This is a genomic window from Streptomyces sp. NPDC048560, from assembly GCF_040650955.1.
In the GTDB taxonomy this organism is placed as follows: domain Bacteria; phylum Actinomycetota; class Actinomycetes; order Streptomycetales; family Streptomycetaceae; genus Streptomyces.
Genome location: NZ_JBEZIJ010000002.1, coordinates 551,370 through 565,152, shown reverse-complemented (window position 1 = coordinate 565,152; position 13,783 = coordinate 551,370). Strand labels below are relative to the sequence as shown.

Annotated in this window: 12 protein-coding genes; 9 read left to right on the top strand and 3 right to left on the bottom strand. The window is 70.9% G+C overall.

Annotated features, from left to right (window positions below; genetic code table 11):
• Positions 1-102: 102 nt before the first annotated feature.
• Genes AB0C82_RS09290 through AB0C82_RS09275 form a run of 4 tightly spaced genes read left to right on the top strand, consistent with a single transcriptional unit; the run spans position 103 to position 5,664 of the window.
• Positions 103-1,404 carry an extracellular solute-binding protein gene (locus AB0C82_RS09290; RefSeq protein ID WP_362838011.1) on the top strand — a complete coding sequence of 434 codons (1,302 nt, stop codon included), beginning with the start codon at positions 103-105 and terminating at the stop codon, positions 1,402-1,404.
• A gap of 32 nt (positions 1,405-1,436) precedes the next feature.
• Positions 1,437-2,372: a sugar ABC transporter permease gene (locus AB0C82_RS09285; protein WP_362838009.1), complete on the top strand. Its 936-nt coding sequence runs from the start codon at positions 1,437-1,439 to the stop codon at positions 2,370-2,372.
• Entirely contained in the window at positions 2,369-3,190 is an 822-nt protein-coding gene (locus tag AB0C82_RS09280) for a carbohydrate ABC transporter permease (protein WP_362838006.1), read from the top strand. Before AB0C82_RS09285 ends, AB0C82_RS09280 begins: the two co-directional genes overlap by 4 nt.
• A complete protein-coding gene (locus AB0C82_RS09275; RefSeq protein WP_362838004.1) occupies positions 3,187-5,664 on the top strand; it encodes a glycoside hydrolase family 3 N-terminal domain-containing protein in 2,478 nt (825 codons plus the stop codon). The genes AB0C82_RS09280 and AB0C82_RS09275 overlap by 4 nt, the downstream gene beginning before the upstream one ends.
• Positions 5,665-5,747: 83 nt before the next feature.
• On the opposite strand, the gene AB0C82_RS09270 is transcribed toward AB0C82_RS09275, so the two are convergent.
• Together AB0C82_RS09270 and AB0C82_RS09265 are read right to left on the bottom strand one after the other, a co-directional pair.
• Complete coding sequence (locus AB0C82_RS09270; RefSeq protein WP_362838002.1) at positions 5,748-7,133, bottom strand: endo-1,4-beta-xylanase; 1,386 nt, start codon at positions 7,131-7,133, stop codon at positions 5,748-5,750.
• Between the two features lie 60 nt (positions 7,134-7,193).
• Entirely contained in the window at positions 7,194-8,276 is a 1,083-nt protein-coding gene (locus AB0C82_RS09265; protein WP_362837999.1) for an endo-1,4-beta-xylanase, read from the bottom strand.
• Between the two features lie 403 nt (positions 8,277-8,679).
• Between AB0C82_RS09265 and rpmB the strand changes: the two genes are divergently transcribed.
• Together rpmB and rpsN are read left to right on the top strand one after the other, a co-directional pair.
• Positions 8,680-8,916, top strand: a complete 237-nt coding sequence (gene rpmB / locus AB0C82_RS09260) for a 50S ribosomal protein L28 (RefSeq protein ID WP_362837996.1) — start codon at positions 8,680-8,682, stop codon at positions 8,914-8,916.
• The gene (gene rpsN, locus AB0C82_RS09255) at positions 8,916-9,221 is read left to right on the top strand and encodes a 30S ribosomal protein S14 (RefSeq protein WP_362837994.1); all 306 of its coding nucleotides are present in this window, start codon (positions 8,916-8,918) and stop codon (positions 9,219-9,221) included. Before rpmB ends, rpsN begins: the two co-directional genes overlap by 1 nt.
• Positions 9,222-9,285: 64 nt before the next feature.
• Here rpsN and AB0C82_RS09250 read toward each other — a convergent pair whose 3' ends face one another.
• Positions 9,286-10,533 carry a hypothetical protein gene (locus tag AB0C82_RS09250; protein WP_362837991.1) on the bottom strand — a complete coding sequence of 416 codons (1,248 nt, stop codon included), beginning with the start codon at positions 10,531-10,533 and terminating at the stop codon, positions 9,286-9,288.
• 147 nt (positions 10,534-10,680) lie between these two features.
• On the opposite strand from AB0C82_RS09250, the gene AB0C82_RS09245 reads away from it, so the two are divergent.
• Genes AB0C82_RS09245 through AB0C82_RS09235 form a run of 3 tightly spaced genes read left to right on the top strand, consistent with a single transcriptional unit; the run spans position 10,681 to position 13,759 of the window.
• Entirely contained in the window at positions 10,681-11,661 is a 981-nt protein-coding gene (locus tag AB0C82_RS09245) for an ABC transporter substrate-binding protein (protein WP_362837988.1), read from the top strand.
• A complete protein-coding gene (locus tag AB0C82_RS09240) occupies positions 11,661-12,689 on the top strand; it encodes an iron ABC transporter permease (protein ID WP_362838413.1) in 1,029 nt (342 codons plus the stop codon). Before AB0C82_RS09245 ends, AB0C82_RS09240 begins: the two co-directional genes overlap by 1 nt.
• A 56-nt stretch (positions 12,690-12,745) precedes the next feature.
• The gene (locus tag AB0C82_RS09235; RefSeq protein ID WP_362838410.1) at positions 12,746-13,759 is read left to right on the top strand and encodes an iron ABC transporter permease; all 1,014 of its coding nucleotides are present in this window, start codon (positions 12,746-12,748) and stop codon (positions 13,757-13,759) included.
• Positions 13,760-13,783: the final 24 nt, after the last annotated feature.

Here is a 13,783-nt window from a genome sequence, read left to right as displayed (position 1 = left end):
ATAACGCGGCGACCGAGGGTTGACCCCCCAGATGAGGGGTCCTAGCGTCCCGACTCAGGAAGTTTCGGTAATCGTACCGAAAATGTTTCGAGAGGCGAGTCGATGAAGCAACGCGCACGGTTCTCGCGGACCGTTGTCGTCGGTGGTGCCGCGCTGGCTCTGGTGCTGTCCCTGTCCGGGTGCGGAGGGGATTCCGACGCGGCGGGCGACGACACCATCCACGTCCTGGTCTACGGGGACGCGACGAACAAGGTGGAGAAGGAGCTCGTCGCCACCTTCAACAAGACCTCGAAGGTGAAGGCCGTTCTGGATACGATCCCGGGCGCCGACTACCAGGCCAAGCTCCAGACGATCATCAGCAGCAAGCAGGCGCCGGACGTCTTCTTCAACTGGGGCGGCGGCAGCATCAAGCCGTTCGTCGATGCCGGTCTGCTGCTCCCGCTGGACCCCTTCATCGCCAAGGAGCCCGACCTCAAGGCGAAGTTCCTGCCGTCCGTGTTCAACAGCGCGGTGCTCGACGGCACGTCCTACGGCGTCCCCATGCGCGGTACGCAGCCCGTGCTGCTGTTCAACAACGGCAAGGTCCTCAAGAAGGCGGGCGTCGAGCCCCCGAAGACCTGGGACGACCTGCTGGCCGCGGTCAAGGCGCTGAAGGCCGACGGCGTCACCCCGATAGCCCTGGGCGGCGGCGACCGGTGGCCGACGCTGATGTGGTTCGAGTACCTCTACGACCGCATCGCCGGCCCGGAGCTCTTCCAGAAGGCCCTGGACGGCGACCAGGACGCCTGGGCGAGCCCGGACAGCAGGAAGGCACTGAGCAAGATCAAGGAGCTGGTGGACGCCGGGGCGTTCGGCACCAACTACGACTCGGTGAAGTTCACCGACCAGGGTTCTCCCACACTCCTGGCGACCGGCAAGGCCGCGTTCGAGCTGATGGGCTCGTGGGAGTACTCGACCCAGCAGGACGCGCACCCCGAGTTCGCGAAGAACGATCTCGGATACAGCGCGTTCCCGTCCGTCGAGGGCGGCAAGGGTGACCAGGCGAACATCGTCGGCAACACCAACAACTTCTACTCCGTGCTGAAGAAGACGAAGCACCCGCGGGCCGTCGCCGAGTTCCTGAAGCTCATGTACTCGGACCAGTTCGTCAAGGCGCAGCTCAACATCGGCAACCTGCCGACCACGACGAACACCGAGGGCTTCCTGGACACCGCCGCCAGCCCCGAGTTCGCGAAGTTCCAGTACGACCTGGTCAAGGCCGCCCCGGCGTTCCAGCTCTCCTGGGACCAGGCGTACCCCCAGTCGGCGGCCACCACGATGCACCAGTCCCTCCAGCAGTTCTTCAACGGCTCGATGGACGAGGACGCCTTCATCGAGGCCATGCAGGCGCTGCCGACCTCGTGAGCGCCCTGAAATCCGGACTCGGAACACGTGACATGACCCCAACTGCCGCAACCTCCGCGGACAGCGGGAAGGTCAAGAGGGCCGGCTCGTCCGGCATCGGAGAGGGCCGCCCGGGATTCCTCTGGGCGGCCCCCGCCGCTGTCTTCTTCGGCCTCTTCGCCATCGTCCCGCTCATCATGGTCGCCGTACTCTCCTTCGCCAGCTGGGACGGTCTGAGCGCCCCGGAATTCGCCGGGCTCGACAACTGGAAGAAGCTCCTCGACGACCCCGTCATGATCAAGAGCCTGTGGCTGAGCGTCCTGCTCACCCTGCTCGGGGTCGTCGTCCAGACCCCGCTGAGCATCCTGCTCGGGGTCTGGGCGGCAGGGCACCAGCGCAACCGGGCCGTCCTGTCCGCCATCTACTTCGTCCCGATGCTGCTGTCCATCGCGGCCGTGTCCGTGCTGTGGCGCGCCGTCCTCGACCCCAACTTCGGTGTGCCCGCACAGGCGAAATGGCTGTTCGGCGACGGCAACCTGTTCGGGATGCAGTCCAGTGCGATCGGTGTGCTCGTCTTCGTCAGCACGTGGCAGTTCACCCCGCTGCACACGCTCATCTACCAGGGCGCGGCGCGCGCGGTGCCGCCGGTCCTCTACCAGGCGGCGCAGATCGACGGCGCGGGCACGGTGCGGCAGTTCTTCCACATCACGCTGCCGCAGCTGCGCAACTCGATCATCACCTCGATGATCCTCATGGTGGTCGGCGGACTCACGACGTTCGACACCGTGCTCATCCTGACCCAGGGCGGACCGGGCAGCGACACCACCATCAGCGCCTACTACATGTACCAGAAGGCGTTCAAGAGCTTCGACTACGGAGCGGCGTCCGCCATCGCCCTCCTCCTGGTCCTCGTATCCACGCTCATCTCGCTGATCGTGGTGCGGCTCTCGGGCTACGACAAGATGCGCAGCACCATGGAGGGACTGTGAGGAAGAGCCGTCCCAACTACTTCGCCGGTTTCGGCTCGCTGGTCTGGCTCCTCGTGGTCGGGCTGCCGCTGTACGTGATGCTCGTCGCCACGTTCCAGTCGCGCCCCGACTACGCGGCCAACGGCCCGCTGGCCTTTCCCGAGCACTTCACGCTCGACAACTACGTGAACGACCTCAACAGCGGCTTCGCGCAGTACTTCCTCAACACGGTCATCGTCACCGTGTGCGTGGTGGGCATCGTCGTGCTGCTGGTGCCGCCGCTCGCGTACACCATCGTCAGGAGCCGCGGCAGGGCCACCACCACGGTGTTCCGGCTGTTCCTCCTCGGCCTGGCGATCCCCTCGCAGGCGGTCATCGTCCCGATGTTCTTCGTCATCAGCGAGGCCGGTCTCTACGACAACCTCATCGGCGTCATCCTGCCGACCGCGGCCTTCGCGATGCCGGTGTGCGCCCTGATCCTCACGGGAGTGATGCGTGACATCACCCCCGATCTGTACGAGGCGATGACCATGGACGGTGCCTCGTCCCGGCGGGTCTTCTTCCAGCTGGTCCTGCCGCTGTCCAAGAGCGGAGTCTCGACGATCATCGTCTTCTCCGCGCTCCAGGCGTGGAACGGCTTCCTCTTCCCCCTCGTCCTGACGCAGTCCGCCGAGACCAAGGTGATCACCATGGGGCTCTACGACTTCCAGACGGAACACGGAGTCGACACCCCCGGCCTGCTCGCGGCAGTCGTCCTGTCCATGCTCCCCATCCTGATCGTCTACCTGTTCGCCCGTCGTGCCCTGGTCCAGGGGCTGATGGGGGTCGGAGGAAAGTGACCGCCAACATCGACAACGCCGGCGTGCAGACACCCGCCGAGGCCACCTACTCCCGGGCGCCGGCATCCGGCGCCACGGATCACAGCACCGCGCCGTGGCGCGATCCCACGCTCGCCCCCGGGGCCAGGGCCGACGCCCTGATCGCCGCGATGACCCTCCAGGAGAAGATCTCCCAGCTCTTCGGCGTCTGGGTGGGCGCGTCCGACGAGGGCGCCGAAGTCGCCCCGTACCAGCACGACATGGAGGAGGCCGTCACCCTCGACGACCTCCTGCCGCACGGCCTCGGCCAGCTGACCCGCCCGTTCGGTACGGCTCCTGTCGACCCGGCCGTGGGCGCGCTCTCACTGTCGCGCACCCAGCAGCGGATCGCCGGGGCGAATCGATTCGGCATCCCGGCTCTCGCCCATGAGGAATGCCTTGCGGGCTTCGCCACCTGGGGCGCCACCGCCTACCCGGTGCCGCTGTCCTGGGGCGCAACCTTCCATCCCGCGCTGGTCCGGGAGATGGCTGCCGCCATCGGCCGTGACATGCGCTCCGTCGGCGTGCACCAGGGCCTCGCCCCGGTGCTCGACGTCGTGCGCGACGCACGCTGGGGCCGCGTCGAGGAGACGATCGGCGAGGACCCCTATCTCGTGGGAACGGTCGCCACCGCCTATGTGCAGGGGCTGGAGTCGGCCGGTGTCGTCGCCACGCTCAAGCACTTCGCGGGGTACTCCGCCTCGAAGGCGGGCCGCAACCTCGCCCCGGTCGGCATGGGCGCGCGGGAGCGGGCCGACATCATCCTCACGCCGTTCGAGATGGCCGTACGCGAGAGCGGCGTACGGTCCGTCATGCACGCCTACACCGACACCGACGGGATCCCCTCTGCGGCCGACGGGCCGCTGCTGACCGGCCTGCTCCGTGACACCTGGGGCTTCGAGGGGACCGTCGTCGCGGACTACTTCGGCATCGCGTTCCTCAAGACGCTGCACGGTGTGGCGGGGACCTTCGGCGAAGCGGCCGGCGCCGCGCTCGCCGCCGGCGTGGACGTGGAACTGCCCACCGTCAAGGCGTTCGGCAGCCCGCTGGCCGACGCGATCGCGGAGGGTCTCGTACCCGAGGCCCTGGTGGACCGGGCGGTACGCCGAGTGCTCGTCCAGAAGGCCCAGCTGGGGCTGCTGGACGCGGACTGGAGCCCGGTGCCGCCGGCGCTCTCCGGCGCCGATGCGGGCGTGGAGAGTCCCGTGGCCGAGGGCTCGGGGGCGCTGCGCGGGACCGTCCGGCTCGACAGTGACGAGAACCGCGCGCTCGCCCGCCGCGTCGCCGAACAGGCCGTCGTACTCCTGAGCAACGACGGCACCCTGCCCCTCACGGCGGACCCGGCCGCCGGCGCCCCGGCCCGTATCGCCCTGATCGGGCCCAACGCCGACACCCCCACGGCCGTCCTCGGCTGCTACGCCTTCCCGGTCCACGTCGGCGGCCAGCACCCCGAGACCCCGCTCGGCATCGAACTGCCCACCCTTCGCGAGGCGTTGGCGGCGGAGTTCCCGCACAGCGAGATCGTCACCGGTCACGGTGCGGACGTCGACGGCCCGGCCACCGACGGCTTCGCCGAGGCCGTCGAACTCGCCCGGGGCGCCGACCTCGTGATCGTCGCACTCGGCGACCGGGCCGGGCTCTTCGGGCGCGGCACGAGCGGTGAGGGCTGCGACGCGGAGAACCTGGCGCTGCCCGGTGTGCAGCAGCAGTTGCTCGACGCCCTCCTCGACGCCGGCACCCCCGTCGTCGTCACCCTGCTCGCCGGACGGCCCTACGCGCTCGGGCGCGCGGTGGAGGAGGCCGCGGCGGTGGTGCAGTCGTTCTTCCCGGGTGAGGAGGGAACGACGGCCATCGCCTCGGTGCTCAGCGGCCGCACCGCTCCGTCGGGCCGGCTGCCCGTCAGTGTGCCGCGCCACCCGGGCTCCCAGCCCTCCACCTACCTGGCGGCGCGGCTCGGTCACTCCAGCGACGTGTCCAGCGTCGACCCGACCCCGGCGTTCGGGTTCGGCCACGGTCTGACGTACACCACCTTCGAGTGGAGCGACCTTGCCGTGGAGCAGGGGCACGCCTCCACGGAAGGGGAGTTCACGCTCTCCTGCACCGTCCGCAACACCGGTGCGCGGGAGGGGACCGAGGTGGTCCAGGTGTATCTGAGCGACCCGGTCGCCTCCGTCGTCCAGCCGGTGCGGCGCCTCATCGGTTACGTACGCCTGGACCTCGGTCCCGGACGGGCGGCGAGGGTGCGGGCGACGGTTCCCGCGGACCTCGCGTCCTTCACGGGCCGTGACGGCCACCGGATCGTCGAGCCCGGCGATCTGGAACTGCTGCTGAGCGCGTCGAGCACCGACGCGCGCCTCACCGCACGGGTCACGCTGAGCGGCCCGGTACGCACGGTCGACCACACCCGCCGGCTGCACATGGATGTCTCGACGGAGATCCTCCCGGACGCGCCGTAGTCGGCGCACACGGACCGGAAGGGGCCTTCGCGGGTGGGACAACCACCCGCGAAGGCCCTTTCGTCACTCTGCCGACGCTCCGGTCAGGAAGCGGTGCAGGCGCTGACGGCGGGCGGTGCCGTGTTGCCGTTCGTCATGACGGTGAAGCCGAAGCTCGTCGTCCCGCCGGCCGCGAGGCTGCCGTTGCCGCTCGGGGACATGGTCATCACCTTCCCGGTGCTGTCCCAGCTGGGCGTGCCGTTCCAGGTGGCCGAGATCTGCTGCGCGGAGGCGATGGTCACGCGGACGTTCCAGCCGCTGATCGCCGAACTCCCCGCGGTCACGGTCACCTTGCCGTTGTAGCGGTCACCCCATGTCTCCTGCTTCGCGTACGAGACTGTGCAGGTGCGCGTGCCGCCTCCACCGTCACCGCCGCCGCTCGTTCCGCCCAGGGTGGACAGCACGGAGTCGTAGGCAGGCTTCTTGTTGTAGTTGCCGTCGAAGAGCAGCGGCGTCCCGCTCGCGCGCCAGGAGTACTTGTCGGTGATGCCCCAGACGGTGATGCCCGTGCAGCGCGTCACCGCGAGGCACGCTTTGACCACGTTGGCGTAACTGGTGGCCTGCGAGGACCCTGATCCCTCGATGTCCAGCTCCGTGATCTGCACGTCGACGCCGAGGTCGGCGAAGCGCTGCAGATTCTGCTGGAAGTCGGCGGGGACGGGGGACTGGCTGTTGAAGTGGCTCTGGAAGCCCACGCAGTCGATGGGTACACCGCGCTGCTTGAAGTCCTTCACCATGGCGTACACGGCGTTGGACTTCGCGTTCACCCCGTCGGTGTTGTAGTCGTTGTAACAGAGCTTCGCGGCCGGATCGGTGGCCCGCGCGGTGCGGAACGCCTCCTCTATGAAGCCGTTGCCGAGCTTGTCCTGGAAGGGTGAGCTGCGGCGCGCGCCGCTGCCGCCGTCCTGGAACGCCTCATTGACGACGTCCCACGAGTGGATCTTGCCCTGGTAGTGCCGCATGACCTGGGTGATGTGGTTGTTCATCGCCGTGCGGAGGTCACTCGCGCCCAGCGACCCCACCCAGCTGGGCAGTTGGGAGTGCCAGACCAGGGTGTGTCCCCGCACCTTCATGCCGCGGGCCTGGGCGTGGCTGACGATCTGGTCGGCCGCCCCGTAGGTGAACGATCCCCGGGACGCCTCCAGCGCGTCCCACTTCATCTCGTTCTCCGGGGTCACCGAGTTGAACTCGGTGTTCAGCGCGGCGGCGTAGGGCGCCTCGCCCAGGTGGTTCGCGGCGACCGCGGTACCGAAGTAGCGGCCCTTGGCGGTCGCCGACTCCCCGAGGGTGCTCGCCGCGTGGGCGGTGCCGGACAGGGCGACGACACCGGTGGCGGTGAGCAGCCCCGTGACGGAGAGAGCCAGGGCCCTGCGCGCGTAAGCACGCAGAGGGCCGCGGCCTTCCCCGGAGCTTGCATTTGTGCTGATCATGACAACCTCTTCCTTCTGTGTACGGACCGTGCGGGTGGGTGGCTGGGGGGGGGGAGGGGGCTACCGCCTGGTGCGCGCGGCTGTCCGCAGCTCGGCGGCCAGTGCGGTGTACGCGGGCTTCGCGGCGAAGTCCGCGTCCAGGATGTTGGCGGCGCCCTGTCCGTCGAAGACGCCGGGCACCCAGGAGTACTTGTCGGTGAAGCCCCATACGGTGAACGAGGTGCACGAGCGGACCGCGAGGCAGGCGGCGAGGAGCCTGCGGTAGTCGTCGGCCTGCCGGGCCAGTTTCGTGGCGTCCGCCGGCAGCGTCATGCGGATGTCGACCTCGGTGAACGCGGTCTCCAGGCCCAGTGCGGCGAAGCGCTCCAGGTTGGCCCGTACGTCCCCGGGGAAGCCGTACTGGATGTCCAGGTGGCCCTGGATGCCGAGCCCCTGGACCGGGACGCCTTCGGCGAGCAGTTCCCTGGCCAGGTCGTAGTACGCGGTCGACTTGGCGTTGATCCCCTCGACGTTGTAGTCGTTGAGGAAGAGGGTGGCCTCGGGGTCGGCGGCGTGCGCCCAGCGGAACGCGTCGGCGACGTAGGACGGCCCCAGCTCCCGCAGCCAGAGCGAATCCCGGTACGTGCCGTCCTCGTCGAAGATCTCGTTGACGACGTCCCACTGGTAGATCCGGCCCTTGAAGTGCGTGACCTCGGCCGTGATGTGGGCACGCAGGATCCCGCGCAGCTCGTCCGGGCCGATCGAGCCGTCGGCGACCCCCGAGGTGAGCCAGGCCGGCAACTGGCTGTGCCAGAGCAGGGTGTGGCCGCGCACCTCCTGCTTGTGCTTCTTGGCGAAGGCCATCAGCCGGTCTGCCTGCGACCAGTCGTAGGTGCCGCGGGTGGGCTCCACCACTTCCCACTTCATGACGTTCTCCGCGGTCACCGAGTCGAACTCGCGTGCCGTCAGGGCCCGGTAGGGGGCGTCCTCGGAGAGCGCCGCGGTGTCGACCGCCGTGCCGATGCGGAGATCCGCGCGATCGGCGAGTGTGCGCAGCGTCCGGTCGTGCTTGCCGGGGTGGGCGGACGCCGTCTGGGCGACGGAGCCCAGCACGAGCACGGCGGTGGTCGCCGCTGTGAGGGCGTGGAGGGTGCGTCTGGGCATGGGATCTCCTGGGAGTGGATACGGGCCGGGGCAGGCCTGTCCGCCCCCGGAGCGGCGTGCGCTCCCCTCCGCGTCCGGCATGTTCCCGGGAAGTCCGCGAAAGCTTTCAGGGGCCGACGAGCCTGCCCTGCCCGTCTGTCGCACGGAAAGGTGGCTGCCAGAGAGATCCTGGGCGATGTGCGCCACCGAAACAATGGCGCGTCACAATCGAAACAATTTCGGTCCGTCACGCGTGCTCGCCCCGGGCTCCGGTGGCGGGATCGCGGACCCCTGTCGAGCGTCGCGGGGCGGCTGTTGACGTGCGGTGAGGTGAGAGGTGGGCCGCGGGGCGAGGTCCCGGATACTATTTGGCAATGGTTTCCATTATCGTTAAGCCTTCGTCCGCAGAGAGCAGGTAACCCCCATGTCCGCCCACTGCCAGCTGACCGGCGCCGAGCCCGGTTTCGGCAACAGCGTGTCCCACTCCCATCGGCGCACCTCGCGCCGCTTCGACCCGAACATCCAGCGCAAGCGCTACTGGCTCCCGAGCGAGGGCCGTTATGTGCGCCTGACCCTCAGTGCCAGGGCCGTCAAGGCGATCGACATCATCGGCATCGAGGCCGCGGTGGCCCGTATCCGCGCACGGGGGGTGAAGCCCTGATGGCCAAGAAGAGCAAGATCGCGCGGAACGAGAGGCGCAAGGCCGTCGTCGCGCGGTACGCGGCCCGGCGGGCCGAGCTGAAGGGGATCGTCCGGCGCCCGGCCTCCACCGAAGCGGAACGGGCAGCCGCTGTGGCGGAGTTGCGCGCGCAGCCCCGCGACGCGAGCGCCACCAGGATCCGCAACCGGGACGGTGTGGACGGCAGGCCCCGGGGGCACCTGCGGAAGTTCGGGCTGTCCCGGGTGCGGATGCGCGAGCAGGCGCACGCCGGATTCCTGCCCGGAGTCACCAAGTCGTCCTGGTAGCGGCCCCGAAGGCCGTGCCGGGCGAAGGGCCCGCGCTCCCCACCGAGGGGCGCGGGCCCTTGTCTCAGCGGCCGACCGGATCGCGATGGGCCCCGTCGCCCGGCTCCGTGAGGGCCAGCAGCCCGCCCTCGTCGAGGAGGGTCGCAACGGTGACGAGCGCCGTCTGCCGCGCCGTCGCGGCGTCGAAGACCTGTACCTCCCCATGCCCCCCGCGCGAGACGGCGACGAGGGATCCGCCGGGCGAGGCGGCGACGGTCCGGCGCTGGACGCCGTCCCACGGGGTGCCGCCCCGGCGTGGCGCGCCCGCCATGGGCGCGAGAGGGAGCCGCGCGGTCACGGCCGGTGTGCCGTTCCCGGTGGAGACGAGCACGAGTTCGTCGCCCTCCGGGTGTACGCGGCTGAAGGCGACGTGGCCGGCCGCCACCGCCAGCCGGAAGACCAGGCCGGGCCCGAGGGGCAGGCGGCCTGCCTCGCCCGTGTCCAGGTGGTACCACCAGGCGTCGTTGCTCCAGTCCGGCCAGCTCTCGGGGGCCTTTGGGCCGCCGCGTACGCAGGACCAGAGCATCCGGTGCGCGGCATCGAGGCGCAGGTAGTAGCCGCGGCCCCCGTCCCGTCCGGCTGCCGCCCACGGGAGTGTCGTGCCGGGCAGGAGCGCGTCGCCGTCCGCGCAGGCCCGGTGGACCCCCGAGCCGGCGGCGGCGAACACCCAGCCCGTCAGCGGATCGTAGGCGTCGCCGTGCCCGTCGTCGTCGGCGAGGGGGAGGGCCGACGCGGGTTCGGCGGGCGGGCACGAGGGGGCGGACGCCATGAGGGCGGAGTGGCGGTAGGCCGTCAGTTCGCCGGGCTCCCGGTGGCGCAGTACGACCAGGGGGTCCTCGGGCGGGCCGACGACCGTGACACCCGGCTCGCCGGCGCGGGTGCGTACCCGTACCGCGCCCGGGCCTCTCTCGTCCGCCAGGTCGACGGCCGTCAACTGGTCGGACCAGGCGGCCGAATTGCGCCCGAGCCCGGTGGTGACGGCGATCAGGCGGCCGGTGGGTTCGGCGGCCAGATGTTCGGCGGGCACCGCGACCGGAATCCGGCGCTCGATGAGCGGGCGTCCCGACTCCGGGCCGTACGGATCGAGGATCAACAGCTCGCCCGCCCGGTCGTCGACGCAGGCGGTGCGTTGGTGCGGAAGGGCGAGGAAGCCCGCGTGCTCGGCGGGATGACGCCCGTCGAGCCGTGCTGTCGTACGGCCGTCGCGCAGGTCGACGACGCTTATCTGTCCGGCTACTTGGTCGCCGACGATCAGGCGCGGTCCGAGGGGCATGGGGCGGTCTCCGGGGCTGTGGCGGCGGTCAGGGGTTGTTTGATAATGATTATCATGTCTAAATCACGGTGGGGAGAGGCCGGTCCGGGACGGCGCCCCGACACCGATCCGTGGTCCCGGGCCGTCAACAGGAACAGAGGGCACGTCATGTCGCGCGCAGTGAGAGGAATCCGCCGATGGGCGGCGGCCATCGTGATGGGGTCGTTCCTGGTGGGCTGCGGCGCCACCGAGGAGCCCGCGCCGGGCAAGGCCGGCGCCGACGACGCAGGGCCGAGAACATCCGTCGACGTCCGGCCCGTCGAGGCGTCGGACACGATCACCGACGCCCAGGGCGTCACCATCACCGCCGAACGGCCACCGAAGCGGGTCGTGTGCCTCGTCGCCCTGTGCGACGACATGCTCGCCGAACTCGGCATGACCCCGACGGCCACCAACTCCGCGCTGCTCGCCCACCCGGCGTTCCTCGGGCCGGAGCGGGCGGGCCGGATCCCGGTGATCCCGGGCGGCTTCCTCAGCCCCGAGGCCGAGGCGGTCCTTTCGCACGAGCCGGATCTGGTGATCGGCCTGGAGGACACGCACGGCAAGCTCGCCCCCGCACTGAAGGGTGCGACCACGTTCTGGCCGGTCCAGCCCTCCACCTGGGAGGACAGCGTCGGCTATCTGCGGAACCTGGCCGCGCTGACCGGGCGTACGGTCCAGGCGGAGGCGGCCGAGAAGCGGCTGCGCACGAAACTCGCCGCCGCGGAGAAGGACAGGAGCGACAGGACCGCCCTGATCATCTTCGGCAGCGACGAGAACTTCGGTGTCGCGACGCCGAAGAACGACGTCGCCGCCGGGCTCTTCCCGAAGATCTCCTCGTACCCCTGGAAGGGCCGGGGTGTGGAGGGCGGCTACAGCCTGGAGGAGATCCTCGCCCGCGATGTCGACGTGCTCTTCGTCGAGACGCTGTCCTTCGGTGCCTCGGACGGGAAGCTCTCCGAGAAGCTTGCCGGCAACCCGCTGTGGTCCCGCATCCCGGCCGTCAGGAACGACAAGGTCGTCGAGGTGAACTCCGAGGTCTGGGCCAAGGGGCGGGGCACCCGTTCCCTCGGTCTCGTCCTCGACGAGGCGACGGCCGCCCTGCGGTGATACGTCAACTGGTCGGCGCCCTCGCCCTCCTGGTGGCCGCCGCCGGTGTCGCGCTGTGCGTGGGCACGCCCCACGTGGCGCCGCACCGGCTGCCCGCCGCCTTGACCGGTGACGGTCTGGAGGCAGTCGTCCTCACCGAACTCCGGCTTCCCCGGATGGTCCTCGCCCTCGCCGCCGGAGCCTGTCTCGGCGCCGCAGGCCTGGTCCTCCAGCAGGCGCTGCGTAACCCCCTCGCGGTGCCGGAGTTGATCGGCGTCTCCTCCGGCGCCGCCCTCGGCGTCGCCGCGCCGCTGGTGCTGGCCCTCTCGGTCCCCGCCGCCGTGCAGCCCCTGCTCGCGCTCGGCGGCGCGGTGTTCGGCGGCGTCCTCACGCTCGTGGCGGCGGGGTTCGGGCGCAGTCCCTCCGCCGTGCTCCTGACCGGAGCGGCCGTGTCGGCGGCGCTGCAGGCAGGGCTGCTGGTGCTGATGGTGCTGGCCGACCAGCTGGACCTCCAGCTGATCTACCGCTATCTGCTGGGCAGCCTGTCCGCCCGCACCTGGGACGACGTGGTGGGCCTCGGCCCCTGGCTGCTCGTCGCGGTGCCCGCACTGGTGCTGTGTGCTCCGGTCCTCGGCGTGCTGCGCCTCGGCGACGACGACGCCCGCGCTCTCGGGGTACGCGTCCGGTGGGCCCGCTTCGGCGCCCTGGCCCTCGCGATCGTGCTGATCGCGCCGGTCGTGGCGGTCTGCGGTCCGGTCGCCTGGGTCGGTTTCCTCGCCCCGCAACTGGCCCGAAGGATCAGGCCCGGCGCCGACGCGCTGAGCCTGCTCCCGTGGTCGGCCGTCTGCGGCGCGCTGGTCGTGCTCTGCGCGGACCAGCCGGCCCGGCTCGCACTGGCGCCCGTCGAGACACCGGTCGGCGCCTGGACCGCGCTGCTCGGGGTCCCGGCCGGCGTGGCACTGATGCGTATCCGGCGGAAGCAGCCACCGGACAAGGCGTCCAGGGTTCACGACGGGAGTCACGGACTCGTGGTGGGAGGAGAACGGTGAGCGTGCCGACCGCTGTACGGGCGCGGGCGCCCGAAACCCCGCGCAGGGCGTTCACCATCGGGGCGGGACCGAGACTCGGCCTGCTCGTGGTCCTCGTGGCCCTCGCGTTCGGTGCCTGCCTGTTCGCCGGGCGGAGCCCTTCCGCAGGCCAGGCGTGGGACGTGCTGACCGGCCGTGGGGACGCCACCGCCCGGCACATCGTGCTTCGGCTGCGGGTGCCGCGCGCGCTCGTCGCCCTCGCCGCCGGGGCGAGCCTGGGTCTGGCCGGCCTCCTGCTCCAGTCGGCGCTGCGCAACCCGCTGGCCGGACCCGAGGTCACCGGTGTGACCCCGGGCGCCGTGCTCGGAGCCGTGACGGCGACCGGGCTGGGGCTCGCGGGCTGGGACTCCCCGACGGCCGTCGTCGTCGCGGCGTGCCTGGGCGGCTTCACCGGAGCGGGACTGCTCTGGCTGCTCGCCGGGCGCCGCAGGAGCGACCCCGAGGAGACGGCGGTGTACGGGGTGCTGGTCTCCGCCGTGCTCGCCGGGCTCACCTCGGTGGTGCTGCTGGTCGCGCCGGGCGAGCTGGGAAGCGTCGTGCAGTGGCTGATCGGTTCCACCGAGGGCAGGGTCTGGGAGCACTGGACGCTCCTGTGGCCCTGGGCCCTGGTGTGGGGCATCGCGTCCTGCGCCCTCGCGGCGCCGCTGACGCTGCTGAGGTGCGGCGACGAGCAGGCGACGGCGGCGGGGCTGGCCGTCGGCGCGGCGCGCGGTGCGGCACTCGTGGGGGCCGTCGCGCTGACCGCCGGTGCGGTCTCCGCCGTGGGGGCGCTCGGATTCGTGGGTCTGCTGGTGCCGCACCTGGCGCTGGCCGTGTTCGGCGCCGATCTGCGGACCACGCTGCCGGGTGCCGCGCTGATCGGCGCGGTCGTGGTGTGCGGTGCGGACGCGGCGGCGCAGTTGCTCTCCCGGGTGCTGATGGAGGGCCTGGGAGCCGAGCGGATGACCGTGCCCGCTGGGGCGTTGACGACGTGCGTGGGGGCCGTGCTCCTGCTCGTCGTGGCGCGGGGCCACGGGGCGGGACGGACGTGAGCGCGGCTGCAGGTGACACACCGA

What these genes read in the sequence shown, in the direction of transcription:
- AB0C82_RS09270 (WP_362838002.1), bottom strand. Translation starts at nt 7,133, where the DNA reads ATGATCAGCACAAATGCAAGCTCCGGGGAAGGCCGCGGCCCTCTGCGT.
- rpmB (WP_362837996.1), top strand. Translation starts at nt 8,680, where the DNA reads ATGTCCGCCCACTGCCAGCTGACCGGCGCCGAGCCCGGTTTCGGCAAC.
- AB0C82_RS09250 (WP_362837991.1), bottom strand. Translation starts at nt 10,533, where the DNA reads ATGCCCCTCGGACCGCGCCTGATCGTCGGCGACCAAGTAGCCGGACAG.
- AB0C82_RS09245 (WP_362837988.1), top strand. Translation starts at nt 10,681, where the DNA reads ATGTCGCGCGCAGTGAGAGGAATCCGCCGATGGGCGGCGGCCATCGTG.
- rpsN (WP_362837994.1), top strand. Translation starts at nt 8,916, where the DNA reads ATGGCCAAGAAGAGCAAGATCGCGCGGAACGAGAGGCGCAAGGCCGTC.
- AB0C82_RS09285 (WP_362838009.1), top strand. Translation starts at nt 1,437, where the DNA reads ATGACCCCAACTGCCGCAACCTCCGCGGACAGCGGGAAGGTCAAGAGG.
- AB0C82_RS09290 (WP_362838011.1), top strand. Translation starts at nt 103, where the DNA reads ATGAAGCAACGCGCACGGTTCTCGCGGACCGTTGTCGTCGGTGGTGCC.
- AB0C82_RS09265 (WP_362837999.1), bottom strand. Translation starts at nt 8,276, where the DNA reads ATGCCCAGACGCACCCTCCACGCCCTCACAGCGGCGACCACCGCCGTG.